The sequence below is a fragment of the Nonomuraea antimicrobica genome (assembly GCF_039536965.1).
Lineage (GTDB): Bacteria > Actinomycetota > Actinomycetes > Streptosporangiales > Streptosporangiaceae > Nonomuraea > Nonomuraea antimicrobica.
Genome location: NZ_BAAAZP010000117.1, coordinates 1 through 24,706, shown reverse-complemented (window position 1 = coordinate 24,706; position 24,706 = coordinate 1). Strand labels below are relative to the sequence as shown.

Annotated in this window: 24 protein-coding genes; 12 read left to right on the top strand and 12 right to left on the bottom strand. The window is 71.3% G+C overall.

The window, feature by feature from the left end:
• Positions 1-20 precede the first annotated feature (20 nt).
• The gene (locus ABD844_RS32755) at positions 21-521 is read right to left on the bottom strand and encodes a hypothetical protein (protein WP_344886596.1); all 501 of its coding nucleotides are present in this window, start codon (positions 519-521) and stop codon (positions 21-23) included.
• An 83-nt stretch (positions 522-604) separates the two neighbouring features.
• Between ABD844_RS32755 and ABD844_RS32750 the strand changes: the two genes are divergently transcribed.
• Positions 605-1,222, top strand: coding sequence for a hypothetical protein (locus ABD844_RS32750; protein ID WP_344886594.1), 618 nt, complete (start codon positions 605-607; stop codon positions 1,220-1,222).
• Positions 1,223-1,316: 94 nt separating this feature from the next.
• Here ABD844_RS32750 and ABD844_RS32745 read toward each other — a convergent pair whose 3' ends face one another.
• Positions 1,317-1,640, bottom strand: a complete 324-nt coding sequence (locus ABD844_RS32745; RefSeq protein ID WP_344886592.1) for a cupin domain-containing protein — start codon at positions 1,638-1,640, stop codon at positions 1,317-1,319.
• Positions 1,641-1,870: 230 nt separating this feature from the next.
• Between ABD844_RS32745 and ABD844_RS32740 the strand changes: the two genes are divergently transcribed.
• Positions 1,871-2,422: an RNA polymerase sigma factor gene (locus tag ABD844_RS32740; RefSeq protein ID WP_344886590.1), complete on the top strand. Its 552-nt coding sequence runs from the start codon at positions 1,871-1,873 to the stop codon at positions 2,420-2,422.
• Complete coding sequence (locus ABD844_RS32735; RefSeq protein ID WP_344886588.1) at positions 2,415-3,566, top strand: CU044_5270 family protein; 1,152 nt, start codon at positions 2,415-2,417, stop codon at positions 3,564-3,566. The genes ABD844_RS32740 and ABD844_RS32735 overlap by 8 nt, the downstream gene beginning before the upstream one ends.
• A 93-nt stretch (positions 3,567-3,659) precedes the next feature.
• Here ABD844_RS32735 and ABD844_RS32730 read toward each other — a convergent pair whose 3' ends face one another.
• From ABD844_RS32730 to ABD844_RS32705, 6 genes are all read right to left on the bottom strand, one after another.
• Positions 3,660-4,325, bottom strand: coding sequence for a response regulator transcription factor (locus tag ABD844_RS32730; protein ID WP_344886586.1), 666 nt, complete (start codon positions 4,323-4,325; stop codon positions 3,660-3,662).
• Positions 4,322-5,485: a sensor histidine kinase gene (locus ABD844_RS32725; protein WP_344886584.1), complete on the bottom strand. Its 1,164-nt coding sequence runs from the start codon at positions 5,483-5,485 to the stop codon at positions 4,322-4,324. Before ABD844_RS32725 ends, ABD844_RS32730 begins: the two co-directional genes overlap by 4 nt.
• A gap of 114 nt (positions 5,486-5,599) precedes the next feature.
• Entirely contained in the window at positions 5,600-6,070 is a 471-nt protein-coding gene (locus ABD844_RS32720; protein WP_344886582.1) for a hypothetical protein, read from the bottom strand.
• Between the two features lie 196 nt (positions 6,071-6,266).
• Positions 6,267-7,232, bottom strand: a complete 966-nt coding sequence (locus tag ABD844_RS32715; protein ID WP_344886580.1) for an SMP-30/gluconolactonase/LRE family protein — start codon at positions 7,230-7,232, stop codon at positions 6,267-6,269.
• Positions 7,233-7,261: 29 nt separating this feature from the next.
• Complete coding sequence (locus ABD844_RS32710; RefSeq protein ID WP_344886579.1) at positions 7,262-8,047, bottom strand: hypothetical protein; 786 nt, start codon at positions 8,045-8,047, stop codon at positions 7,262-7,264.
• Between the two features lie 309 nt (positions 8,048-8,356).
• Positions 8,357-10,144, bottom strand: coding sequence for a PA14 domain-containing protein (locus tag ABD844_RS32705; RefSeq protein WP_344886578.1), 1,788 nt, complete (start codon positions 10,142-10,144; stop codon positions 8,357-8,359).
• A 156-nt stretch (positions 10,145-10,300) separates the two neighbouring features.
• Here ABD844_RS32705 and ABD844_RS32700 point away from each other — a divergent pair, with 156 nt between their 5' ends.
• On the top strand, positions 10,301-10,654 hold the full coding sequence (locus ABD844_RS32700) for a GntR family transcriptional regulator (protein WP_344886577.1): 354 nt from the start codon (positions 10,301-10,303) through the stop codon (positions 10,652-10,654).
• Between the two features lie 282 nt (positions 10,655-10,936).
• On the opposite strand, the gene ABD844_RS32695 is transcribed toward ABD844_RS32700, so the two are convergent.
• Positions 10,937-11,518 carry an exonuclease domain-containing protein gene (locus ABD844_RS32695; protein ID WP_344886604.1) on the bottom strand — a complete coding sequence of 194 codons (582 nt, stop codon included), beginning with the start codon at positions 11,516-11,518 and terminating at the stop codon, positions 10,937-10,939.
• A gap of 556 nt (positions 11,519-12,074) precedes the next feature.
• Between ABD844_RS32695 and ABD844_RS32690 the strand changes: the two genes are divergently transcribed.
• The 8 genes from ABD844_RS32690 to kduD are packed head-to-tail and all read left to right on the top strand — an operon-like array spanning position 12,075 to position 21,226.
• On the top strand, positions 12,075-12,848 hold the full coding sequence (locus tag ABD844_RS32690; RefSeq protein WP_344886576.1) for an IclR family transcriptional regulator: 774 nt from the start codon (positions 12,075-12,077) through the stop codon (positions 12,846-12,848).
• Between the two features lie 9 nt (positions 12,849-12,857).
• Entirely contained in the window at positions 12,858-14,129 is a 1,272-nt protein-coding gene (locus ABD844_RS32685) for an ABC transporter substrate-binding protein (protein ID WP_344886575.1), read from the top strand.
• Positions 14,126-15,022 (top strand): carbohydrate ABC transporter permease, encoded by an 897-nt coding sequence (locus ABD844_RS32680; RefSeq protein ID WP_344886574.1) that lies wholly within the window; start codon positions 14,126-14,128, stop codon positions 15,020-15,022. Before ABD844_RS32685 ends, ABD844_RS32680 begins: the two co-directional genes overlap by 4 nt.
• Positions 15,019-15,912, top strand: coding sequence for a carbohydrate ABC transporter permease (locus ABD844_RS32675; RefSeq protein ID WP_344886573.1), 894 nt, complete (start codon positions 15,019-15,021; stop codon positions 15,910-15,912). The genes ABD844_RS32680 and ABD844_RS32675 overlap by 4 nt, the downstream gene beginning before the upstream one ends.
• A gap of 13 nt (positions 15,913-15,925) precedes the next feature.
• On the top strand, positions 15,926-18,502 hold the full coding sequence (locus tag ABD844_RS32670; protein WP_344886572.1) for a hypothetical protein: 2,577 nt from the start codon (positions 15,926-15,928) through the stop codon (positions 18,500-18,502).
• A complete protein-coding gene (locus ABD844_RS32665) occupies positions 18,499-19,641 on the top strand; it encodes a glycoside hydrolase family 88 protein (RefSeq protein ID WP_344886571.1) in 1,143 nt (380 codons plus the stop codon). Before ABD844_RS32670 ends, ABD844_RS32665 begins: the two co-directional genes overlap by 4 nt.
• The gene (gene kduI / locus ABD844_RS32660) at positions 19,638-20,474 is read left to right on the top strand and encodes a 5-dehydro-4-deoxy-D-glucuronate isomerase (RefSeq protein ID WP_344886570.1); all 837 of its coding nucleotides are present in this window, start codon (positions 19,638-19,640) and stop codon (positions 20,472-20,474) included. The genes ABD844_RS32665 and kduI overlap by 4 nt, the downstream gene beginning before the upstream one ends.
• The gene (gene kduD, locus ABD844_RS32655; RefSeq protein ID WP_344886569.1) at positions 20,471-21,226 is read left to right on the top strand and encodes a 2-dehydro-3-deoxy-D-gluconate 5-dehydrogenase KduD; all 756 of its coding nucleotides are present in this window, start codon (positions 20,471-20,473) and stop codon (positions 21,224-21,226) included. Before kduI ends, kduD begins: the two co-directional genes overlap by 4 nt.
• A gap of 22 nt (positions 21,227-21,248) precedes the next feature.
• Here kduD and bla read toward each other — a convergent pair whose 3' ends face one another.
• The 3 genes from bla to ABD844_RS32640 form a co-directional block, all read right to left on the bottom strand.
• Positions 21,249-22,202, bottom strand: a complete 954-nt coding sequence (gene bla, locus ABD844_RS32650; protein ID WP_344886568.1) for a class A beta-lactamase — start codon at positions 22,200-22,202, stop codon at positions 21,249-21,251.
• A 565-nt stretch (positions 22,203-22,767) separates the two neighbouring features.
• Complete coding sequence (locus ABD844_RS32645) at positions 22,768-23,907, bottom strand: WD40 repeat domain-containing protein (protein WP_344886567.1); 1,140 nt, start codon at positions 23,905-23,907, stop codon at positions 22,768-22,770.
• Positions 23,908-23,960: 53 nt separating this feature from the next.
• A partial coding sequence (locus ABD844_RS32640; protein WP_344886566.1) for an NmrA family NAD(P)-binding protein occupies positions 23,961-24,706 on the bottom strand: 746 nt, incomplete at its 5' end.

The window sequence follows — 24,706 nt, the reverse complement described above, 5'->3', positions numbered from 1 at the left end:
CGTGATCGCAGCGTCGACGATCAGGATGGTGAGGCGTTCTTGACCGCGGCGGACGCCCAAACGGTCAGCGCAGTGAGGGTCATCGCGGCGATGATGATCAGTGCAGGGAAGTACCAATCGGGGAAAAGCGGCCCGAGATCGAAATCGCCAGAGGGATAGAGCACGGTCGTGTAAGTGCCCAATGCGGCCAGGGCGAGAGTCAACAGGTGGACCACGTCGGCGGCAGTGCGCAGCACGAGGCCGCTGACGGTGGGGCGACGATTCAGCCACCCACCCAGCACGGCGAGCAAGGCCGCCTCGGCGGCGAAGACGAGGGTGATGGCGAGCGTCATCGCCCGCGCCCATGCGATCCCCCCGTCCGGCCGTGACGGCCACAGGGGGTCCGCCTCTTCGTACGGGGGGTCGAGCCCCGGCGGGTGGGCGGCCGACTGGATCGCGATGAAGGTCACCGCGGCATACAGCAACGGCGCTGCCAGGGCGCACTGCAGAGCGGGCGAGCGTTTCAGGTGCCGTAGATCCATGATCGATTAGACGGCTGACCCAAGCGGAGGGTTCAGCGACGGATCACCATTGAACGTGTGCTTGAGAGCTGACCGAGGTCCCGGTGGACACCCTGGTCCGCGACGTCGGCCAGGCCGTGATCGATCAGCACGCCGAGGCCGCGAGGCGGCCCTTCGTGGTGGACTTCCAGGACGCGGACGGCTCCCGTCGCCGCCTCGACCCCGCGGCCACCCTGGAGGAGTCCGGGGTGACCTCGGCGGGCGCGATCATGGTGTCCGCGGAGGCGACGGCGGGTGGGCTCGGCCTCGCGATGATGGTCGACCTCGCCACCTTCTTGGGCACCGCGGTCGCGAGCGGGGTGGCGGGCAACGTCGCGTACGACTTCTTGAAGGGGCGCATCGCCAGGATGCGGCGCAAGCGCGTCCGCCGCCTGACCAAGCGCGAGGCGATCCGGGTGGCCCGCGCCTGCGTCTGCATCCAGCGAGGGCTTCCCCTCGAAGAGGTACGGCTGACCCGAGCGCGAAGAGGCGCACTCGACAGGCGCAAAGGAGCCCGATGGCCCCCTCGCACCTGGACGCTGGACTTCGAGTTCGACGGAGGAACCGGCACCGTCGTGGTGTTCCTGGACCGTAGCGAGCCGGGCGCGGAGGCCATCAAGATCTGGAACACCGAAGCCGAGCTGGCCGCCTTGCGCCGGGCAGACGATCCACCCGCCACGTAGGAGCTTGAGCGCTGGTTTCCTTGGTTTCCTTGGACAGGGCCGGACTCCGTGGCAGGCGGGGAGGGGGTTGGACGGTCCTGCTCCCGGCGTCGGGTTACTGGCCGGGGATGCTGATGCCGAGCATGCGGGCGCCGGTCTCAGTCCGGGGGCGATGCGTGCTTCCGGGCGCGAACACCACATAACTGCCCGGCCCGAGCCGCCGCCCCCGGTCGATGAACTCGCCCGAGATCACGTAATAGCGCTCCTCGCCCTCGTGCACGTCCACCTCGGGCCACTCCGTCCCCGGGGCGAAGTCGTACATCCATCCACGTGCCAACTCGGTGGCGGGCAGGCGCCGCCGGACGATCCCGGGGACCACTTCCACCGGCTCGACCTCGTCGACGTGCAGGAACTGAACATCATCGGGCTCTCGCGTCATGAACGCCATCGTCGCGGCAGGCGCCCGCTCCTGCCGAGTGTCTGGAATGACACCTAGAGGTACGTTTCTGCCATGAGGGTTCACACGGCGGTGGCCCTGATCCTGCCGCCCCCCGCCGCCTACCGCCGCTCCTCCGGCTGTCCTACGGGCGGCACCGCGTGAAAGCGCCGCGGGGCTTCGGGCAACAAGAGGTGTTCAGCGTTCACTCGGACTCAGGGGGAACCTCCTGCATGGCCCTATCACCCGACCTCACCGACCCGCCTGATCTCCGGGCCGGCTGGGAGGACATCTTCCGTACGCACTTCGCGGGGATTCACCGCTACATCGCCAGGCGCTTATCGGGCGACGTCGCCGACGATCTGGCCGCGGAGGTCTTCCTGGCCGCGTACCGGGGAGGCTACGACGCCTCACGCGGCGGGGTGCGGCCCTGGCTGTACGGGATCGCCACGAATCTCATCGCCCGGCACCACCGGGCCGAACTACGCAAGTGGAAGGCGCTCAGCCGGACGGCCGAGCGGCCGGAGCACAGCCACGAGGAGGCGACCCTGGCCCGGGTGGCGGCGGGCGAGTTGACCGGCAGGCTGGCGGGGGCGCTGGCCGGGCTCAACCGCAGGGACCGCGACGTCGTCCTGCTCAGCGCGCTGGGCGGCCTCAGCCACGCCGAGGTCGCCGGTGCCCTGAACATCCCGGCCGGCACGGTCGCCTCCCGACTCAACCGCGCCCGCAGACAACTCCGCAAGGCACTCGGCGACGTCAACCCGCTGGAGGACAACCATGGATGAGCTGGACCTGCTGGCGAGGGCCCTCCCTGACGCGCCGCCCCCGTCGCCGGAGGTGGTCGACCGGGCCCGCGCCCGGCTGTCGTCGGCCGTGGACCTGCCCGCGCCGCGCCTCGCCCGCCGCCGCGCCTTCTGGGGATGGACGGCCGTGGCGACCGTCGCCGTCATCACCGCCGTCATCGCCCTGGTGGCGAACCTGGCACCGGTTCCCGCACCGGTGATCGTGCCCGCGCGCGAGAATGACGTCCTGCTCCGGCTCGCGGACGACGTCGCACGGCTCCCGGACGAGACCGGCGCGTACTGGCACAGACCGCTGCTCAACGTCTTCCTGACCCGGGTCGAGGCCGGGGGCGAGCGGTTCAACGTCCTGTCCCGCTCCCGGGTCGACCTCTGGCAGCCGCGTGATCCGCGCGACCCCGTCCAGGCACGGATGCGGCAGGAGGACGTGGGCCCCGCCACACCGGCCGACGAGCGCGTCTGGCGGGCGGCCGGCTCGCCGTCGGTGGCCCAGCAGGTGTGCACGCCGGGCAAGCCTGCCAAGGACTGCCGGAAGGAACGCATGAGCGACGAGCCCTCCCAGTGCGTGTACACGCGTGCCGTCGAACCGGCCGGGGTGTTCGGTGACAGGCGGCTGGGTGATCTCACGATGGCCGACCTCGCGGCGTTGCCCACCGACGTGGACGGGCTGCGGGAGAGGCTGCGTACCGCCTGGCAGGCGGAACCGGGCCGCCGCCAGACCTTCGAGGAGTTCCTGCCTCACGCGTCGGCGCTGCTGGAGATGCCGGTCAGTCCGGCGGTACGGGCGGCCGTACTCCGTCTGCTGGCGGGGCTGCCGACGACCAAGGTGGGCGGAACGGTCGACGACCCGCTCGGACGTCCGGGACTCGCGGTCACCTTCGTCAAGAGCGAGGGGTTCACCAGAGAGTTCGGCTCGGACGACGAGGTGGCCGAGAGCTACACCACCATCCTCGACCCCAGGACCGGCACCGTCCTGGTGACGTGGGCGTCGATCGCGGACGAGAGCGCCGAAGGGCTGGCCAAGGGCACGTACATGAGCTACATGGCCTGGACGTCCGAGGCGGGCTGGACGGACGACGAGCCGGAGCGGCCGCGCGACTGCCGGCTCAGCGACCGCCCCATCCCGTGATCACGACCGTGCCCTCCACCGGGGCGGCGGATCGCGGAAAGTGAGGGGAGGCGCAGGGGCTGACGACTTCGGCGTGCCACGGCGCCGGGCCGGTCAGCCGCCGGGCCGGATCAGGCCGCTCTCGTAGGCGACGATGACGAGCTGGACCCGGTCGCGCACGTTCAGCTTGGCGATGGCCCTGGTGATGTGGGTCTTGGCGGTGAGCGGGCTGATGACGAGGCGCTCGGCGATCTCGTGGTTGGACAGGCCGAGCGCCACCAGCCTGACCGTCTCCAGCTCCCGCGAGGTCAGTACGGCCAGCCGCTGCCCCGCGCCGGGCCCGACGTCCTGCCGGTGGGCGAACTCCTTGATGACGCGCCGGGTCACCCCCGGAGACAGGAGCGCGTCTCCGCCCGCGACGGCGGCGACCGCCCGGCGCAGTTCGGCGGGTTCGACCTCCTTGGTGAGGAAGCCGCTGGCCCCGGCGCGCAGGGCGGCGAAGACGTGCTCGTCGGTGTCGAACGTGGTGAGGATGATGACCCGGCAGCCAGGAACGGCGGGATCGGCCACGATGCGGCGGGTGGCGGTGATGCCGTCCATGCCCGGCATGCGGATGTCCATGAGGATCACGTCGGGGTGGGTGCTCGCGGCCAGGCGTACGGCTTCGCCGCCGTCCCTGGCTTCGCCGACGACCGTGATGTCCCTGGAGCGGGCCAGCAGGCTACGGAAGCCGGCCCGTACGAGAGCCTGGTCGTCGGCGAGCAGCACCCTGATCGTCATGCGGTCGAGCCTGCCACAGGCAGGTCGGCCCGTACGGCGAAGCCCTCGGGAACCGGTCCGGCGGTGAGCGCGCCCCCGAGCGCGCTCACCCGCTCGCGCATGCCCGCCAGGCCGTGACCCTCGGTGATCTCGGCCCCGGCGGGGGCCCCGCGGCCGTTGTCGGTGATCTCGACGCTGACCGAGCGCGGCTCGTACCCGATCCGCACCTCGGCCCTGGTCGCCTCCGCGTGCTTGAGCGTGTTGGCCAGGGACTCCTGGACGACGCGGTAGACGGCGATCGCGGGAATGGCGGGCAGGGCGGCGGGATCGCCGTGCTCCTCGAACGTGACCTCCAGCCCGGCGGCCCTGGCGTCGGCGATGAGCGTCCCCAGGGAGGACAGGTCGGGCTGGGGCCCGGTGCCGTCGGAGCCGTCGCGCAGGACGGCGATGAGGGAACGAAGGTCGGCCATCGCGCGGTTCCTGACCTCCTTGGCCAGGCGGAGCGCGGCGGCGGCCGCGTCCGGGTCCTCCTGGAGGGCGTCGGCGGCGACGTTGAGCTGAACCCCGACGACGGCCAGCGTGTGGGCGATGACGTCGTGCACCTCGTGCGAGACCCGCAGCCGTTCCTCGGCGGCTCGGGCCCGGCCGTCGGCCTCGCGCAGCCGTTCGCGCCAGCGCGTCGCGGCGGCGTACGTGAGGCCGGCGGCGACGAGTATCGCCAGGAGCAGACCTTCCCCCGCGACGTGGAACACGTAGCGCGCGGGGTTCCGTTCGAGGATCAGGCGGAAGTCGAACGCGGAGTAGGCCAGTTGGGCCAGGCCGATGGCGGCCACCCAGCGCACCCGGGACGTGGTGGCGGCCGTGAAGTAGGCGATCGCGGCCGGCCAGATCCAGCCGGGGGGCGTTGGCGGCCCGGCGAGGTGGTAGGCGAAGACCCCGCCGATAGACAGCAGCAGTACGGTCATCGGCCGGCGACGTCTGACCAGCAGGAGCGCTCCGAGGAACAGCGCGAGGGGGATCGGGCCGTTCCAGGGATTGCGGACGCCGCAGGCGAGGGCGACCGCGACGAAGAAGACGAGGGTGGCCACGGCGAGCGCGACGTCCGTGAGCCGGGCGAGGTGCCGGACGGGGGCGGGTTCGCGACGAGGTGGAGCTTCGCGACGCGGCGGGGGTTCGGTCATGCGCAGGAGCTTTCTCGATGAGGTGCGGGGGGCGGGTCGCGCGGGCTTCCGCCGTCTGTGCTCAGGCGGCGGAAGCTCCGGACGCGCTCACCCGCCCGGGCGGGCGGGCCCCGGTCAGACGTGGGTGACCAGGAGGGTCACGCCCGCCTCGCCGCCGCAGTCGACGAGAACGGGGCCGACGCCGTTGCCGACCTTGGAGTCGAGGGTGGCCTTCGCCACGAATCCCTTGGGGTCGTCCTTGATGATGCGGACGTCCCGCAGCACCGGGTGCTCCCGGTCGAGCCCGGCGACGACGGCCTTGAGCCCCTTGCCGCCCCCGCAGTGGCCGGTGATCGTCACCTCCTGGCCGCGTTCGGCGGTGGGGTTGGGGCTGACCCGGACCACCGCCCTGGCACCCTTCGGCGGCTTCGGCGCGGCCGTCACGGCGGTGGCCCCACCGGCAGCGCCGACCTGAGTGCCGACCTCAGTGCCAGCTTGAGTGCGGGCCTGGGCGCCGACGTGGGCGCCGGCCGGAGCGCCCGCCGATCCCAGCACGCCGACCGTCAGGCTCAGCCCGGCGATCGCGGTGACCACTCTCTTACGCATGGCGATCCCTCTCGTTCTCATCGTGATGATCCGAGCGGAAACGCTAGACGGGGGCGCGGCGGGGGCGCGTCATCCATCGACCGCCATTTGCCCGTGCGCCAAAGGCCGTACGCACTACACCGAACGATGTAGGGGTGGAGCCGATCACCCGTTGACGGACCCCCTCGGCGGTCAACGGGTGATCGGCCGGCGGGGCTCAGCCCGGGGGCAGAGCGCCGGACAGGGCGACCGTGGAGATCGTGAACGGGGTCACCGGGGGCAGGCCGTCCCGCCAGCTGTTGTACTGGCTGTTGACGACCAGGGCGTGCCGGGCGGTGAGCGCGATGGCGCTGGGGTGCAGGAAACCGCCGGGCGGGTCGTAGCGGGCGCTGTAGCGGCCCCGCGACAGGTCGTCCGCCATGGTGAGCACGGTGACCTGGGGCGCGGCGCCCTCGAAGAGGCTGCCCTGCACCACGTACAGCAGGTTGCCGCGCAGGGCCAGGCCGTCGCCGTTGCGCAGCGGGTGACCGCCGAGATCGACCTGCACGGCCTGGCGGGTGTGCCGGTCGATCCGCCACAACTGGCCCGTGTTGCTGTTGACGGTCAGCAGGTGGCGGCCGGTCGCGAGGATGCCGTTGAGGTTGATCACGCCGTCCACCCAGTCGATGGGGGAGGACGACACGTCCAGCCAGTGCTCGATCCGCCACTGGCCGTCCTCGCGGGTCACCCGGTAGACCACGGGGACCAGGGAGTCGGTGGCGTAGGCGAGGCCGTCGTCGGCGACCGCGGTCTCGTTGAGGAAGCCGCCGTCGGCGCTGTGCAGGGTGGCCAGCAGGCGGCGCGTACGGGTGTCGTAGACGCGCATGGTACGGGAGTCGGCGCCGTTGACGTACAGGTGGCCGTCCCGGTCGAGCGTCACGCCCGAGGTGAGGCGGCGGCCGTCCTGCTCCTTGGGCGACCACACCTCGGCCACCGGCCTGGTCAGATGGCCGCGGTAGAGCGTGCCGTCCTCGGCGCTGCCCACGTAGAAGTGGCCGGTACGCGGGTCGTACGCCATGCCGGTGGGAAAGGCGCGCTCGCCCGGGATGACGTACCCGTCGGGCAGGGGGTCCGTAGATCCGGCGGCGACGGCCGGGACGGCGGGCACCATCGCGCCCAGCGCGGCCCCGAGTGCGCCTGCCATGACCGTTCTCCTCGTCGGTCCGCTCATCGTCAGCCCTCCCTGCCCGTGTCGGCCACGAGTGGCGTGCGGACGGCGGGCAGCACGACCTGGCCGGTCACGAACTCGCTCCACAGCCCGAAGTTCAGCGGGTCACCGGGCTCGGCGCGGGTCTCGGCGAAGCCGACGGTGCGGCCCTGGTGCTGCCGGGTGGCGCCGAAGGAGAGCTGGAAGCGGGTGGTGCCCGCGCGCTCCTGCGGCGGCACGTTCGTGGGCGGGAGGATCTCGTCCAGCGCCCACCGGTAGTCGCCGCCGTACGGGGGCGAGACCCGCTCGAACGTCTGCTCCAGGATCACCCCTGACGCCGGTAGCACCACCAGCACTCCGGGCAGCCGCCCGACCTTCGTGTTGAAGGCCAGCACCTCCTGCGACAGCCCGTCGGCGGTCTGCCCGAGCCCGCCGCCGACCCGCGACCCCTCCGGGCACGCCCGCACGCCCTGCCGCTCGATCACGGTACGCGCGCACGTCGGGAACGCGCCGGGATTGAAGCTCACCGACGGGTCGAACAGGAACACGAACCGCCGCGCCCCGGCCGGGACCGTTCCCGTCGCCGCACGGCTGCGCCGGTCGAACGCGATCGTCACGCTGCGCCCGGCACCCCGGGTCGCCGTCACCGACAGCGAGTCGACGTTCTCGGTGCCCTCGACATCGGGCTCATAGGGGCGCTGCGGCCCGCCGGGCGTCGGATCGGGCGGGGCCGCGCTCGCGGTCGCGGCCGGTGCGAAGACGGACAGGGAGACTGATGCGATGATCGCGGACAGGACAGTCGTGATCTTCACGGCACTCCAAAAGCAGATCAACAGCGACGAGTCATCACCCAATCAACGAACCCCGAAAAGTCATGTAAAGCCCGATACGCACGGGGGTTGCGCGCGGCCGCGACCCATCGCCTCCCACGGGCTGCGCGCGGCCGCCACCAGTCGCCTCCCACGGGGCTGCCTGCGGTCGCGACCAGTCGCCTCCCGCAGGCCTGCGTACGGCCGCGGCCAGTGGTCACGGCAGTGCGCGGTCAGCCGCGTCTTCGCACGGCCGACCGCGTCATCCGCCCCGGCCCGCCCGCGAAACGCGGTGGGCGCGGGGGAGAGGGGTCATGCCGTCCCGGCGAGCAGCTTCTCCTTGGGGATGACCTGGCGGACGGTGGTCGGGCTCGACCAGTGGAGCTGGGCGATGGCGTCGTAGCCGCCGTCGTAGAACTCCATCTTGATGTCGTGCGCCCCCGCCGTCAGCGCGATCTGCCCGCTGTCCTCCCGCTTGGAGTGGTCCGTCCAGGCGTCCACGATCAGCCGCCCGTCCACCCAGAGGCGGACGCCGTCGTCGCTGGTCGTGATGAACGTGTACGTCTCGGCGCGGTCGGCGATCACCTTGCCCGTCCACCGCACGCTGAACGTGTCCGGCGACACGGCCGGGTCCGGGGAGTTCGGTCCCCAGTCGAAGTTCACGGTGGGGTCGACGCGGGTCACCTTGGGGGCGGTCAGGTCGGCGTTGTCGAAGTACGTGGCGTTCAGCCCCTGCTCCTCGATGACCAGCGTCGTGACCGAGGCGGCGGGCAGCGTGAGCGTGGCGGCGCCGCCCGTCACGGCGACGGAGCCGGTGCGGTGCGGTGCCCACGCGGCGGAGGTGCTCTGCCAGACGGCGGCCGTCCCGGAGGCCAGGCCGGTGAAGGCCAGCGCGGTGTTCAGCGACTGGTCGCCGACGTTGACGAGGACGACGTTCTTGGCCGCATTCGAGGCGAACACGTGCAGCCGGTCGCTGTCGGCCGTCGCCGTCACCATCGTCGAGCCGAACGGCCGGAACAGCTCCTCGCCGGTGAACATGCCGATGCCGTGGTAGATGGGCAATGGCTCGTTGCGCGGCACCCCGCCCTCGCCGTCGGTGCTGGTCAGGCCGAGCTGGCCGTTCTTGTCGCCGTACTGGTAGGCGGCCGCCCCCGCGTGCAGGATCTGTCCGAGCGCCGCCGCGCCCCACAGCGTGTTGAAGTGCGTCAGCGTACGGTGCCCGTCCTCGTCCTGCCAGTCGGAGTTGAACTCGCCGATCTGGAGCTCGATCTTGCGCCCGAGGATGGACTCGGCGAGCGCGGACACCTCCTTCAGGTCGGTCTCGTACCTGCGGATGACCGGGCCGAGCAGCTCCTCGTCGGTGATGACCTCGTTGCCGCTGCCGTAGTCGTGGTAGTCGAGGAAGTTCACGCGGTCGCCCGATCCCTCGAGGAACGTCCTGAGGTAGTCGATCTTGTTCGAGGACGTGGCGGGGCCGCCGAGCTGGACGCCCGGGTCCTTGGCCCGCAGGGCGTCGGCGATGAGGTTGAAGCGGGCGCTGTACTCGGCGGCCGGGATCTCCGGCTTGCCCGGCACGCAACTGCAGTCGGTCTCGTTCCCCACGATGAACCGCCGCACCGGCTTGCCCGTGGCCGCGAAGTGCTCGTACAGCGCCACCGCGTCGTCGCGGTTCACCGCGGCGCTCTGGCGGGAGTCCACCGGCAGGATGATGACCGGCTCGGCACCCAGGTCGCGGATGGCGGTGATCCAGGCGTCGGCGGAGACCTTGGTGTCGCAGTAGAAGCCGCCGCAGACGATCGGGCTGGCGTGGTTGCCGGGCTCCTCGTAGTGCAGCTCGATGCGCATCCGACCGGCCTTGAGCTTGCGGATGTGCTCGCGGTGCCGGGCGTCGTTGGTGATGTACGACTGGTTGCCGTACCCGGTGATGCCGATGCCGTAGTCGGTGGGGGACAGCGTACGGACGGGCTTGGTGAAGTCGACCGAGACGGACGCGGACGCGGCGGCGGCCTGCGCCTGCGTCGTCGTCGGCCAGATCGCGACGGTCGCGGCCAGGCCGCCCGCGAGGGCGGCACGCAGCACTCGGCGCGCTAATACGGTCATCGTGCTCCTGTCACAAGATCCGGAATTTCCCGTGGATCATGACAGAGGCCGATGACGGCTGAGTGAACTGCGTGGCGGGTCCCCGCCTGTCGAGCGCTGCGAGGTCCATGGGAAAAGGGACTTGAGAAGGTCGCATTGTTCTATCATGATTAGAACATGCTCTTTCGTGTGGACCCGACTGGCAGCACACCGCTCAGTGACCAGATCGCCGGATCGGTTCGCCGCGGCATCGCCGACGGCCTGCTCGGTCCGGGCGACCGCCTCCCGGCCGGGCGCGAGCTGGCCGCGTCGCTGGGCGTCAACATGCACACCGTGCTGCGTGCCTACGCCGACCTGCGCGAGGAAGGGCTGATCGAGCTACGCCCCGGGCGTGGCGCGACCGTCACCGGCGCCAACCCCCGGGAGCTGGCGCACCTGAGCGAGACCATCCGTGACCTGGTCGCCACCGCCCGCCGCGCGGGTCTGGACCGCAACGAGCTCATCTCCATGGTGGGAAAGGCGTTCACATGACCACGAAGATCCGTCTGCTCCTCGGCCTCGTCCGCCTGCCTGCGGCGGTGCTGCGCGGCCGCCGCGCCTCGGCGGGGCGCGCGGCCGGAGCACCCGAGCCCGGCGCGGTGCGGCTGCCCCTGAGCGGCCAGGAACGAGCCACCTGGCAGGAGCGACGCGTCATCAGGGCCGTGGACTGGGCCGTCGCCGCTCTGGCGCTGACCGGGGTGGGCATGACCGCACGGCGCGAGAGGCGACCGGCAGCCCAGCTAGGCGCGCGACCGCGCCCGGACTCGTCCGCCGCTAGAAGCAGCCCTCCGGCAAGGTGGCGCCGGTGTCGCGCAGGTGCCTGAGGGCGGCGGCGAACGAATAGCAGTCGAAAAGCGCTGAATGCTCCTGCCCGGCCACCGGTTTGGGCAGGTCGAGCATCTGCCACAGGCGGCCCACATTGGCCGACGCCGTCACCGGGGCAATCGTGTTAAGCCAGGGCCGGATATTCAGGAAACGCGCGGTGAGAAAGCTGTTCTTCAGCTCTTCTCCGCGAACTCGTGCCCACCCCACGTTCTCCCCGAGCACGACCATGTCGTTGCCGTAGGAGAGCACCGTCTGGTCCTGGCAGAATGCCAGGAAATCGTCGAACGCCGCCGCGGGAGAGAGGCCGTCCTGGTCCACCGCCGCCTGCTCGATGCCGGTGAGGTCGGTGAAATAGGCGGACAACTGCGGATTGACCACCGGCCGGACGAGCGCCTCGAATTCTTCGACGACGGAAAAGTCGTCCCGCAGTCGCAGGGCGCCGATCTGCACGATCTCGCGGAGTTGCCCGGGAGCCGACCAGTTCTGCTCGAGCGCGCGGGGCCACGACGTGAACTCAAGGTCGAAAATCACCAAGGTTGACAAAACGGCTTTCCCTTTTCCCAGAAGTTTTTCCCGTCGAACATCGCGCCTCTGCGCAGGTGTGATGCAAGCAGCGGGGAGTTACCGGCGAGGAGTCTACTACTCCCGCCCGGACGCCGGACGTTCACCTGGCGCGTCCACAGGGCCGACTACCGGAAGGCTGACGTCCTGTCGAGCGCGTGTGGCGACCCGCTGAACGACGCCGCACAAAGTGCTGACGAGCTTCCGAACGGGAGGTGTCGTCAATGCTCGCTGACCACGGATTTCGCCCCGGAGCGAGCATTGTTCGACTCGGCCGGACGGCTGCGGAGCGTGCCATTCATCATGCATTTTCGACGGTGCGGAGCGCCTCGGGCAAGATCGCCCAGCTCCCCCCCGTGACCGCCCTCGTGACCGCCCCCGTGGCCGTCCCCTGCGGACGGGCAGCCCTGCGCCGTGTTATCGGCCGTTGACACATAGCGGCGATATCAGTACCTTCCCTCCCATCTATCGGTTTCACCTCCCACTCATCGAGCCGTTAGTAGGTGCTATGGCGGAGCTTGACCGTTTGGCTGGGACTCTGGAGCGCGGCTTCGCGATTCTGGAGCTGCTCGCCACGGAGCGGTCGATCACAGCGGTGCAGATCGCGGAGCGGCTCAACCTGTCGCGCAGCGCGACCTACCGGATCCTGGGCACGTTGCGCCAGCGCGGCTATGTCGACTGGGACGGCACGGAACGAGTGAGCCTCGGTCAGCGCGCGGTCACCCTGGGCATGGCCGCCCTGAGCAACTTCGACCCCTACCTGGCCGCGCAGGCGCACCTGCGTGACCTGTCGCGCGAGCTGTCGGAGGCCGCCCTGATGGCGGTGCGCGACGGCGAGCAGATGGTGTACGTCGCCCACGAGGACGTCACCGAGCACTCCATCGCGGTCCGCCGGCTGCTCGGCGTTCGCCGCCAGATGCACAGCACGTCGCTCGGCAAGGCGTATCTCGCGGCCCTGCCGATCGACGAGGTGGACGCCCTCATCGACCGGCTCGACCTGACCCCCCACACCCCCACCACCATCACCGACCGGGCGAGGCTGCGCGCCGAGCTCGACGAGACCCGCGCCCGCGGCTACTCCATCGACAACAGCGAGAACGAGCCGGACGTGCTGTGCTTCGGCGCCGCGATCCGCGACGAGCGCGGCATGCCCATCTGTGCCATCAGCGTCGCCGGCCCCCGCGAGCGGATGCTCGGCAAACAGGACATGGTCCCCCATCGGGTGTCCGAGGTGGCGCTCGCGATCTCCCGGCGGCTCGGCTTCGTCGGGCCCGTCAACTTCGTGAATCTGGGAAGGTAACCCCCGAAGATGCGACGCATCCTGGCCTCATGCCTCGCCACCCTGTCACTCGCCGCCTGCGCACCGGGCACGACCGGCGCGGGCGGCGGCGAACAGCAGGTGGACGACAAGACGCTGACGTACCTCTACTTCACCGACGGGCCCGACGAGCAGGCCACCCGCAGCCTGATCGCCGACTACGAGAAGAAGTCCGGCGTCAAGGTGGACCTCCAGGTGGTCCCCTTCGACAACCTGGAGCAGCGGCTGCAGGCGCGGCTGTCCGGAGGCAACGCGCCGGACGTGGCGCGGCTGGCCGACATCGCGCCCTTCCGCGGCGACCTGCTCGACCTGAACAAGTTCCAGAAGGCGGCGCTGGACGGTCAGTTCGTCGACGGCGCGAAGTCCTACATCACGGGCGCGAACGGCGAGCTGCTCGCGGTGCCCAGCGACCTGACGATGAACGGCCCGCTGGTCAACGTCGACCAGTTCAAGAAGGCCGGGGTGGCGCTGCCGGACGTCACCAAGCCCTGGAAGTGGGACGAGATGGTGGCCGCCGCACAGAAGGTGCAGAAGGCCAACAACACCCAGTACGCGCTCGCGATGGACGTCTCGGGCCACCGCTTCTCGACCATGCTGAGCCAGTTCGGCACCGCGTTCTTCACCGCCGACGGCACCGCCGTGGGGCTCGACCAGCAGAAGGCGACCGCGGCGGTGAAGCGCTTCGCCGACCTGAACGCCTCCGGCGCGATGCCGGCCGACCTGTGGCTGCAGGCCGGGACCAAGTACAAGGCGGCCAACGAGATCTTCCTGGCGCAGCAGACCCCGGTCTACATCAGCGGGAACTGGCAGGTCAGCGCGTTCTCGAAGGACGCCACGTTCACCTGGGCCGCCGCGCCGAACCCGTGCCAGGAGACCTGCGGCGGGTTCCCCGGCGGGAAGTTCATGGTGTCGTTCGAGCAGAGCAAGCGGCAGCAGGCCGCGGCCGACTTCATCGCCTACATGAACTCCAAGGAGTCGCAGGAGCGCCTGGCCAAGGAGGCGAACTTCCTGCCCACCAGGAAAGACCTCATCTCCTCCGGCGTCGACTACCCCCAGCGCGACGCCGACATGAAGGTGTTCCTCGCCGACGTGAGCCGTACGCCGCCCACGGCCTTCGCCTCCACCTACAGCCCGGCGTTCGCCGCCAGCGCGAAGGCCGCCGTCGACGAGCTGAGCAAGGTGCTGGCCGAGCAGGAGACGCCGGAGCAGGCCGTCGAGGCGATCAGGGCCGCCGCGGAGAAGGCGCTCAAGGACACCAAGTGAGCGCCGCCCACAGACGGCGGGCCAAGCCGTGGAACCAGCGGCTCGCGCCCTACCTGTTCGTCCTGCCCAACATGCTGATCTTCGGGTTGTTCGTGGTGTACCCGGCGATCAACAACTTCAACATCAGCCTGTACGACAGCCGCAACGGCCGCGACTTCACCTACGTGGGCGGCGCGAACTACCAGGAGCTGTTCGGCTCCGACGACTTCTGGAGCGCCGCCCGCGCCACCGTGGTGTTCGCCGTGTGCTTCGTGGTGCTCACCACGGTGCTGTCGGTGGCGCTGGCCCTGCTGCTCAACCGGCGCATCAAGGGCCGGGGGTTCTTCCGTACGGTGTTCTTCCTGCCGGTCGTGCTCTCGCCGGTCGTGGTGGGCCTGATCTGGGGCTGGATCTTCGAGCGGGGCAACGGGCTGCTGAACACCATGCTCGGGCGGGCCGGGCTGGGACAGCCGGGCTGGCTCGTCGACGGAGGCCTGGCCATGGCCGTGGTGATCTTCGTAGGGCTGTGGATGCACATCGGCTTCTACATCCTCATCATCCTGGCCGGGCTGCAGGGCATCGACCCGGCGTACTACGAGGCCGCGACCATGGACGGCGCCACGCGCTGGCAGCAGCTCCGCGGGATCACGCTGCCGCTCCTGCGCCCGACCACGATGGTGGTGGTCATCCTCAGCCTCATCGCCGGCTTCCAGGCGTTCGACTACATCTGGACGCTCACCGGCGGCGGCCCCATCGGCGCCACCACGCTGATGGTCCAGTACATCTACGAGAACGCCTTCCAGTCCCCGATCCGGTACGGCCTGGCCGCCGCCGCGTCCGTGGTGCTGTTCGTCACGGTGTTCGCGCTGACCCTGCTCAACTTCCTGTACGGCAGGCGGAGGGAGGCCGCGTGAACCGGCTCCGATGGACCCCGGCCCAGGCAGGCCGCGCGAACCGGCCCCGATGGACCTCGGCCGGCGGCGGCGCCACCCCCACCGCAGGGCGGGTCCTCACGTACGCGGTGCTCATCGGGCTGACCGTCGTGGTCCTCGCCCCGGTGGTCTGGGCGGTGCTGTCGTCGTTCAAGACGCAGACCGAGCTGGCACAGCGGCCACCGGCCCCGCTGCCGTCGTCGCTGTCGCCGGTCAACTACACCGAGGCGCTCGGCTCGTTCGACTTCGGCCTGTACCTGCAGAACAGCGTGATCGTGACGGTCGGCGCGACGCTGCTGACCGTGGTGGTCAACACGATGTGCGCCTACGGGCTGGCGAAGTACAACTTCCGCGGCCGGGACGCGCTCTTCCTGGTCGTGCTCGGCACCATCATGATCCCGCTGCAGCTCATCTTCATCCCCGTCTACCAGATGGCCGCGCAGCTCGGGCTGGTCAACTCGCTGTGGGGGCTGATCATCCCGCCCGCCGCGACGCCGACCGGCGTGTTCCTGCTGCGGCAGTACATGCTCGGCATCCCCGACGACCTGATCGAGGCGGCCCGCATCGACGGCGCCGGCGAGTTCCGGATCTTCGCCAGGATCGTCGTGCCTCTGTGCGGCGCGGCCCTCGCCGTGGTCACCATCTTCTCGGTGATGTGGCGGTGGAACGACTTCCTCTGGCCGCTGATCATCAGCCAGGACCAGGCGATGTACACGTTGCCGGTGGCCCTGGCCCAGTTCAACAGCCAGTTGTCGGTGCCGTTCAACTACATCCTGGCGATGTCGGTGGTCAGCATGATCCCCGTCGTGGTGATCTTCCTGATCCTTCAGCGCCACATCGTCCGCGGCATCGCCAACACCGGCTTCAAGTAGAGGGTTCGAGTACATGGAAGAACGGACCGTACACGCGCTCGACCGTCGCGGCACGATCCTCGACTGGCTGGTCAGCCCCGCCTGGCGGGAACCCGCTGACGACCTGGGCAAACACCTGCGGGCCGACGGCGACCCGTGGGGGGATCGGGGCCGCTGGCGGCTGACGAACGGGCCCGACGTGACCCCGTTCAAGGAGGAGCTGTACCGGCACCGGCCGCTGCCGCGCGAGCCGGTCGCCGGGCCGATCGCCGAGGGCGGCCTGATCCGCTACCTGGAGCACGCGGGCGAGTGGCGCCGGGTGCACACCGGCGCCGACGGCCTGGTGGACTGGAGCGAGTTCTGCTTCACCCCGGAGTACCGGGTCGCGCTCGCCGCCACCGTCCTGGAGGTCGACCAGGCCGAATGGCGGACGCTGCGGCTGGCGTCCACCGGGCCGACGCTGCTGTTCGTCAACGGCGAGCTGGTGGACGAGTCCGACGGCTTCACCTACATGGAGCCCGCCGAGCGCGCCCGGCGGGTGTGGCTGCCCTCCGGCACCTCGACGGTGGTCGTCGCCTCCTGGCAGGTGGCCTTCCGCGAGTGCCGCCAGGTGCTGCGGCTGCGCGTGGACGGGCTGCCCGTCCGCGTCGTCGTGCCCGGCGCCGGCGCGAGCGAGGACACCGCGGCCGTCGCCGAACGCCTCCTGGAGGCGGTGGGCGTGACCCGCTGGGGCACCACCGACGGCACGGTGCCGATCACCGGCCCGGACGGCGTCGCCCTGCGCGTGCGCTGGGCCGAACAGGAGCGGCTCGTCCGGCTCACGGGCGGACGGGCGACCCTGCGCCTCGACCAGGCCGGAGGCGGCCAGGAGGTCGGGAACGCCTCCATGCTGTCGACCGGCGAGACCGTGCTGCGCGTCTCCGTCGACGGCTCGCCGGTGTTCAGGGAGTTCCCCGTCGCCGTCCTGCCCCCTGAGTACCGCTCCGCCCCGCACGGCGATCCCGCCACCTGGCGGGCCGAGTTCCTGCGCCACGCCGCGGGCATGGCCGGCACCTCGGCCGCCGAGCTGGTACGCGCCACCGAGGACCCGTCGTACGTCGTCACCGGCCTCGAACGCGCCCTGTGGATGATCGGCAACCGGGCCGACTGCGCCGACTTCGAGGCGGTCGGGCTGGTCCACCTCTGGCACCGCGCCGCGGCCTGGGAGCAGGGCCTGCGCGAGCGGGTCCGCGCGTCGATGCTCGGCTTCAAGTACTGGATCGACCAGCCCGGCCTGGACGCGATGTGCTACTTCACCGAGAACCACCAGCTCGTCTGGCACACCGCGGAGCTGCTCTGGGGCACGGCGCTGAGCGAGGAGACCTTTACCAACACCGGCTGGACCGGCGCCCGGCACGCCGCGCACGGGCGGCGCATGGCGGTCGAGTGGATGCGGCGCAAGCTCGCCGGCGGGTTCAGCGAGTTCGACTCCAACGCCTATCTCGCGATCGACCTGCTCGCGCTGGTGTCGCTGGTCGAGTTCGCCGAGGACGACGAGGTCAGGGCGCTGGCGGCGGGAGTCGCGGACCGGGTGCTGTTCAGCCTGGCGGCCAACTCCTGGCGCGGCATCCACGGCTGCGCCCACGGCCGGTCGTACGTGTCGACGCTGCGCTCGTCCAGGCTGGAGGAGACCGCGCCGATCATGTGGCTGTGCTTCGGCACCGGTGCGCTCAACGACGCCGTGCTGCCCGCGACGGCGATCGCGACCGCGCGCCGCTACCGGATGCCCGAGGTGATCCGCCGGGCCGCGAACGACCTGCCGGAGCGGTGGTGGGGCACGCAGAGCTACCGGGGGGAGTACCGGTTCGCCCACGACCTGCTGAGCAGGCCGTACGCGTCCGACGTGTCGGTGTTCAAGACCCCGCACGTGCTGCTCTCGTGCGCCAACGACTACCGTCCGGGGCTGCCCGGCCTCCAGGAGCACATCTGGGGCGCCACCCTGGGCCCCGAGACACAGGTGTTCGTCACGCACGCCCCCAACTCCTCCGCCTCGCCCTCGGCCCGGCCCAACGCGTGGGCGGGCAACCGGATCCTGCCCAGGGCCCGCCAGCACGAGGGCACGGTGCTGGCGCTGTACCGGATCCCCGGCGACGACGTCATGGGTTACACGCACGCCTGGTTCCCCGTCGCCGAGTTCGACGAGTGGACGCGGGCGGGCGTGTGGACCGTCGGCCGCAGGGGTGACGGCTACGTCGCCCTCGCCACAGAGGGCGGGGCGGAGCCGCTGACCACCGGGCCCGACGCCTGGCAGGAGCTGCGGCCGCTCGGACCGGGCACGGCCTGGGTCTGCACCGTCGGGGGCGGCGGGGATTTCGCGGGCTTCGTGGCGTCCCTGACCGAGCCGCGCTTCGCCCGCGACGGGGTCTCCTTCACCCCGCCAGGGGGCGCCGAGCTGAACCTGACCTGGAACGGCCCCTTCACCGTCGGCGGACGCCCGGCCGACCTCGCCCCCGACGGGACGATCGCCCGCCCTCCCCAGCTCGACAACCCGTACGCGCGGCTGGAGTTCGGCGCGCGAACGCTGTCCATCGGGTCGCACGAGATCCACCTCCAGCAGGGCCGCGACGCATGAACGAGCCGACCGGCGCTCGCGCCGGGAGCCTGAGCCAGTCACAGGTCCGGACACAGGGCCGGGCGCAGGGCCGGGGACAGGGCCGGGGACAGGGCCTGGACACCAGCCAGGCGAAGGGCGCGGAGCCGCCGCTCCCGCCCGCCGACCCGGCCGACCTCACCCCTGACGTGCTCGCCGGGACCGCGCGGCGGATCGCCGACCGGGCCGTGGCCATGGGTCTCACGCACTGGTTCTGGGGCGAGGGCGTCGTCCTCCAGGGCTTGATGCGGCTGACGCCCCGGCACCCGTACGTCACCGAGTTCGTCGACGCCCACCTGCGCGACGGCATCGAGCTGGGCCACGTCAACAACCTGGCCCCCGGCGCCGTCTGCGCCGACCTCTACGGCGAGACCGGCGAGCGCCGCTACGCCGACGCGTGCGAACGCATGCTGCGCTGGCTGCGCGAGGACGAGGCCGTCACCCGCGCGCCCGGCGGCGCCATCGAGCACTGGCCCGGCGGCGTCTGGGCCGACACCGTCTACATGGGCGGCACGTTCCTCATCCACTACGGGCTGCGCGCCGGCCGGCCCGAGCTGATCGAGGAGGCGGGGGAGCAGATCCTCGCCCACGCCGACGTCCTCCAGCACCCGGAGACCGGGCTGTACGCGCACGGCTCCCACGAGGGCCGGACGATCTGGAACTTCTGGGGCCGCGCCAACGCCTGGACCGCGCTGGCGTCGGTCGAGTACCTCGAGGCAGGTGGGGCCAGGTCCGCGCAGGTGCGCGACGTGCTGCGCCGCCAGCTCCGCGCCCTCGCCGAGCACCAGCCCCCGCACGGGGTGTGGGACGTGCTGGTGGACGGGCAGCCGGAGAACCGCGGCATCCTCGAGACCTCGGCCGCCGCCGGGATCGCCGCCGCGATGCTCCGCGCGGCCCGCCTCGGCATCGACCAGGAACGGCTCCGCCCGGCCGGGTGGCGGGCGCTGGCCGGGATCCACCCGTACGTGGCGGACGACGGCACGCTCACCCGGACCAGCGCGGGGACGGTCCTGCAGCTCATTCCGTTCGGCTACTCGGTCATCCGCACCGACCTGATCCAGCCGTGGGGCCAGGGCCTGGCCCTACAGGCGTACGCGGCAGCTCTCCAGGAGACGACATGAAGACCAGGCACGCCACCGACCCCGGCCAGATCCCGGGGTTCGACACCGACGCGCTCCGTGCGCGCTTCCTCGTGGAGGACCTCTTCGACGGCGGCGACGGAGGTGGCGGCGTCACCATGGTCTACAGCCACGAGGACCGCATCGTCGTCGGCGGCGTACGGCCGTCGGGCGCCCCCGTACGGCTGGAGACGGCCGAGCCGCTGGCCGCCGACCACTTCCTCGCCCGGCGGGAGCTCGGCGTGGTCAACGTCGGCACCGAGCCGGGCACGGTCACCGTCGACGGCGCCGATCACGAGCTGGGCGTCAAAGAGGTCCTCTACGTCGGCCGGGGCAGCCGCGAGGTGTCCTTCGCCGGGTCCGGCGGGGCCGCCTTCTACCTCGTGTCCACCCCGGCGCACGCCACGTACCCGACCCGCAAGGGCACGCTGGCCGAGGCCACCCCGATCAGCCTGGGCGCGCAGCGCAGCTCCAACGAGCGCACCATCTACAAGTTCATCCACGCCGACGGCATCCAGAGCTGCCAGCTCGTGCTCGGCATCACGGAGCTGGCCGACGGCAGCATGTGGAACACCATGCCCGCGCACGTCCACGGCCGGCGTACGGAGGTCTACCTGTACTTCGGCCTCGACCCCGACGACCGGGTGGTGCACCTGATGGGCCGCCCCGACCAGACGCGCAACCTCATCGTGGCCGACCGGCAGGCGGTGATCTCGCCGAGCTGGTCCGTCCACTGCGGGTTCGGCACCGGCGCCTACGCCTTCGTGTGGGCCATGGGCGGGGAGAACACCGACTACGCCGACGTCGAGCCGTACCCGATCGCGGAGCTGCGATGAGCGCCCTGTTCGACCTGACCGGGCGGACGGCGCTCGTCACGGGGTCGCGTACCGGCATCGGCCAGGCCGTCGCGATCGGCCTGGCCGAGGCGGGAGCCGACCTGGTGCTCCACGGTCACCATGACGACCTGGACGAGACGCAGGCGGCGGTCGAGGCCCACGGCCGCTCCGCGCGGCGCTGGATCCGCGACCTCTCGCGGACGGACGGGCTCGCCGCCGACCTCGACGGCCTGCTCGACGGGACCCGCGTGGACATCCTGGTCAACAACGCCGGGATCATCCGCCGCTCACCCGCCGCCGACATGGCCGAGGAGGACTGGGACGCGGTCCTGACCACCAACCTGGACGCCGTGTTCGCCATCACCCAGGCCGTGGGGCGGCGCATGCTGGCCCGCCGCTCCGGGAAGATCATCTCGATCGCGTCGCTGCTGTCCTTCCAGGGCGGCGTCAACGTCGTGGGGTACTCGGCCAGCAAACACGCGCTGGTGGGCATGACCAGGGCGCTGGCCAACGAGTGGGCCCGCGACGGGATCCAGGTCAACGCCATCGCCCCCGGATACGTCGCCACCAACAACACGACCGCGCTGCGGGCCGACCCGGTTCGCGAGCCGCAGATCAGGGACCGCATCCCGGCCGGCCGCTGGGGGACGCCCGCCGACCTGGTGGGCGCGGCCGTCTTCCTCGCGGCTCCGGCGTCCGACTACGTGTGCGGCCACGTGCTGTGCGTCGACGGCGGCTGGCTCGCCCGCTGACCCGCTGCCCGGCGCTGGCCGGTCACAGCCTGCCGAGGGCCTTGGCCAGCGCGGTCGCGGTGGAGGCGATCACCTTGTCGTCGTTCGGGGTGTTGTTGACGTTGCGGTTGGTGAACACCGACAGGACGATCGGCGCCTTGGCGCCGGGCGTCCAGACGATCGCCAGGTCGTTGGCGGTGCCGTAGTTGCTCGCACCGCCGGTGCCGGTCTTGTTGCCGATCGTCCAGTCCTTGGGCAGCCCGGCCTTGATCCGGGTGGCGCCGGTCTGGCTGGCCTTCAGCCAGTCGACCAGCCGGGTCCGGTCGCGGGTGTCGAGGGTCTTGCCGGTGGTGAGCTTGATGAAGGTCTGCGCGGCCGCCGCGGGGGTGCTGGTGTCGCGCTCCTCACCGGGCTCCCACTCGGTCAGCGTGGGCTCCGCCCGGTCGAGGCGGCTCGTCCGGTCACCGGTGGCGCGGAAGAACTCGGTCAGCCCGCGCGGCCCGCCGATCTGCTTCAGCAGCGTGTTGCCCGCGAAACCGTCGGACTTGGTGACCCCGGCGCGGCACAACTGCGCGGGGGTCATGCCGGTGTCGGTGTACTCGGTGGTCTCCGGGGAGTTAGAGGTCAGCTCGGCCACGTCGGCGGGCTTCCAGTGGATCACCCGGTCCATCAGGCCGGGATCGCTCTTGCGCGCCTTCTGCAGCACCGCCGCGCACGCGAACACCTTGAACATGGAGTTGAACGGGAACCGCTCGTCGGCCCGATAGCTGACCGTCTTGCCGGTGCCCAGGTCGATGCCCACCGCGCCGATGCGCCCGTTGTAGGACTTCTCGAGCTCCCGCAGCGTCTGGTCCAGGTCGGAGGCGGCGCTGATGCCGGTCCTGGCGATGCCGCCGGAGGCGCTCGTCTCGGCGGTCGCCGCCTGGGCGGAGACGCCCAGCAGCACGGAAGCGGTCAAGGTGGCGACTCCCAGCCGGGGGAGGAGTTGTTTCGTCATGCGGAAGAGCAGAGCAGAACCTCGACGGTGTGTCCAATATCGATATGGATCATTCCTTCATATCCACGGGGATATCGAGGCTGGTCCGGAGCGTGGACGGCGGCCGGTCCCGGGGTCCGTGGCCTCGGGCGGCCGCGTCCATGACCCTGCCATGGTCACAGGAACGGTAAATGCGATTTGAGCGGAGTCATGCCAGGTCCGGGACCCCCGGAGGGAGTGGTGCCGGAGGGACCGGGACCGGGAAGGGCGGAGGCGTCGCCGCCGCGGGCGGAGCCTGGGCGGTTTGCGTACCCGGCGCCACGGCCGCGCCGGAGGACTGGGCGGCGAGTGCGGCAGAACCGGTGATCGTGCCTGCCACCACGGCTGCCGCGACGAGTAGACGTCCGAACATCAGGATCACCCCGTGATGTAGACGAACACCCCGGATGAGGTGGGCTGAGGGCGCATCGACCCGGGCTCCCGAGGAGCGCCGACACACCCCTGCACCATCACCCTAGCGAGGGGCGGCCCACAGGATCCCCCGGCAGGAGGCAAAGCCTGGCCAAGCCGGTCACGCGCCGGGCGGTCACCAGGCCACGCGCGGTGAGTTGCCCTCATTCGGGCGTTCGGTGACGGTGATCGGCATCGAGGTGACCGCGCCGCCGGTCAGGTCGACCCGGTAGGCGCGCCAGTCGTGCGCGTACATCAGGTGGCGGCCGGTCCCGTCGACGCTGAAGCGCAGGCTCAGCGAGGCGCCGGGCGGCGGCTCCGGCCGGGCCAGGACCTGTGACGGCCCGCCCGCCACGGGGACGCGTTCGACGGTGTGCCCGGACGCGTAGACCAGCGCGCTGCCATCGGGGGTGTGGGCGACCGACTCGATCGGCATGGTGCCCGCGACGTCCTTGACGATCCGGGACGCCTCGCCGCCCGCCCCGGCGCCCAGGCGAGCGAGGTCGAGTACGGCGACGGCCCGGCCCCCCAGCACGTAGGCGAGCGAACGGCCGTCCGGGGCCCAGGACAGGCCGTAGACGAGCGAGTGCGACATCGTCGTCCAGTCCAGGCGGCGGCCGGTGGCGACGTCGAGCAGGGAGATCTTGGCGCCGCCTCCGATGAGCGGCGTGGCGTAGGCCAGGCGGGTGCCGTCGGCGCTGAGAGCGAGGTCGTGGACCGCCGTGAAGTCGTCGGGGTCGGTCTGCGTGACGGCCATCGGCTTCCCCGGCCGCCCGTCCTCGCCGAGGCGTACCAGGAAGAAGCGGATGGCCGGGTCCTTCGGCTCGGTCCAGCCCGCCACGGCGAACGTGCGGTTGTCGCGGGCGGCGGCCACGAGGTGCCAGGAACTGGCGACGCCGGGCGGCAGCGGGATGTTCGCGACGAACGCCCCGGTCTCCGCGTCGTGCACGGCGGGCGGCACCGGGGTGAAGGCGGCGGTCTTGGAGTCGTCGGCGAAGTGGGTGAGCGGACCCCGCGCGGAGACGAAGAAGCGCGGCTCGCCCGTCGCCGCCAGGGGCGTTCCGGTGGCCGTGGGATCGGTCAGGGAGGTCGCCGCCGGGAAGGGGTGCCGGGTGGGGCCAGCCGTCGTCAGGTGCGAGGGCCGCGTCGGGAGCAGCGTGGACGACGGCTGCGCCGCGCCGACGAGCGACACCCGGTCGGCCGCCGGATCGGCGCAGCCGGTCACCAGGACGGCCAGGGCCAAGCCCGCCAGCGAGCGGGACGCCGAGGAGGACATACGGGGATCATCCTACGGAGGTGGCCTTCCTGAACAGCACAGCACGGGATCGGTCAGGGCTGGGCGAGATGGGTGCGGATCGCGGCGGCGCCGGACTCGGCGAGCCAGTCGGAGAGGGTACGCAGCCCCGGATGGATGACGCGCAGCGCTTCGACGTCGGCGTGCCACCGGTCACCGGCGAGCCAGCGCTTCCTGACCGTGGCGATCTCCGGGTGGATCGCGGTGGCCTGGGCGTCGGTGAGGTGCTCGTACCGGATCGGGAGGCCGGTGGCCTCGGCGATCGCGGCGGCGGCCTCGACCGGGGTGGGTTCGTCACCGGCCAGTTCCAGGGTGCGTCCGGCGAACCGGGACGGCTCGGCGAACGCGAGCGCGGCGAACTCGGCGATGTCCTCCAGCGCGATGACCTGCATCGGCTCGTGCGGCGGGAACAGGTGCCGGTGCACGCCGCCGTGGAGGCCGTCGATGCCCGCCACGCCGGGGGCGAAGTAGTTGGTCATGAACCGGACCGGGCGCAGCACGGTGGGCAGCGCGATGTGATCGTGCAGGTACCGCTCGATCAGCGCCTTCCCCGCCGAACCCGGTGCCGCCGTCGTGGTCGTGGCGACGGTGCTGAAGACGACCTGCTCGACGCCGGCCGCAGCCGCCGCGTCGATCAGCGCCCGGCCGCGGACCGCTTCGACCCCCGTTTCCAGTCCGGCCGGTCCGAAGGTCACGGGCGGCACGCCGAACAGCCCGGCGACGCCGTCCAGCGCGGACCGCAGGCTCGCCGGGTCGTCGAAGTCGCCGCGTACGAGCTGAG

Coding starts and splice junctions, on each gene's coding strand:
- ABD844_RS32720 (WP_344886582.1), bottom strand. CDS start 6,070: ATGCGTAAGAGAGTGGTCACCGCGATCGCCGGGCTGAGCCTGACGGTC.
- ABD844_RS32670 (WP_344886572.1), top strand. CDS start 15,926: ATGGAAGAACGGACCGTACACGCGCTCGACCGTCGCGGCACGATCCTC.
- ABD844_RS32705 (WP_344886578.1), bottom strand. CDS start 10,144: ATGACCGTATTAGCGCGCCGAGTGCTGCGTGCCGCCCTCGCGGGCGGC.
- ABD844_RS32745 (WP_344886592.1), bottom strand. CDS start 1,640: ATGACGCGAGAGCCCGATGATGTTCAGTTCCTGCACGTCGACGAGGTC.
- ABD844_RS32735 (WP_344886588.1), top strand. CDS start 2,415: ATGGATGAGCTGGACCTGCTGGCGAGGGCCCTCCCTGACGCGCCGCCC.
- ABD844_RS32730 (WP_344886586.1), bottom strand. CDS start 4,325: ATGACGATCAGGGTGCTGCTCGCCGACGACCAGGCTCTCGTACGGGCC.
- ABD844_RS32715 (WP_344886580.1), bottom strand. CDS start 7,232: ATGGCAGGCGCACTCGGGGCCGCGCTGGGCGCGATGGTGCCCGCCGTC.
- ABD844_RS32685 (WP_344886575.1), top strand. CDS start 12,858: ATGCGACGCATCCTGGCCTCATGCCTCGCCACCCTGTCACTCGCCGCC.
- ABD844_RS32665 (WP_344886571.1), top strand. CDS start 18,499: ATGAACGAGCCGACCGGCGCTCGCGCCGGGAGCCTGAGCCAGTCACAG.
- ABD844_RS32700 (WP_344886577.1), top strand. CDS start 10,301: ATGCTCTTTCGTGTGGACCCGACTGGCAGCACACCGCTCAGTGACCAG.
- ABD844_RS32755 (WP_344886596.1), bottom strand. CDS start 521: ATGGATCTACGGCACCTGAAACGCTCGCCCGCTCTGCAGTGCGCCCTG.
- ABD844_RS32740 (WP_344886590.1), top strand. CDS start 1,871: ATGGCCCTATCACCCGACCTCACCGACCCGCCTGATCTCCGGGCCGGC.
- kduD (WP_344886569.1), top strand. CDS start 20,471: ATGAGCGCCCTGTTCGACCTGACCGGGCGGACGGCGCTCGTCACGGGG.
- ABD844_RS32645 (WP_344886567.1), bottom strand. CDS start 23,907: ATGTCCTCCTCGGCGTCCCGCTCGCTGGCGGGCTTGGCCCTGGCCGTC.
- ABD844_RS32725 (WP_344886584.1), bottom strand. CDS start 5,485: ATGACCGAACCCCCGCCGCGTCGCGAAGCTCCACCTCGTCGCGAACCC.
- bla (WP_344886568.1), bottom strand. CDS start 22,202: ATGACGAAACAACTCCTCCCCCGGCTGGGAGTCGCCACCTTGACCGCT.
- kduI (WP_344886570.1), top strand. CDS start 19,638: ATGAAGACCAGGCACGCCACCGACCCCGGCCAGATCCCGGGGTTCGAC.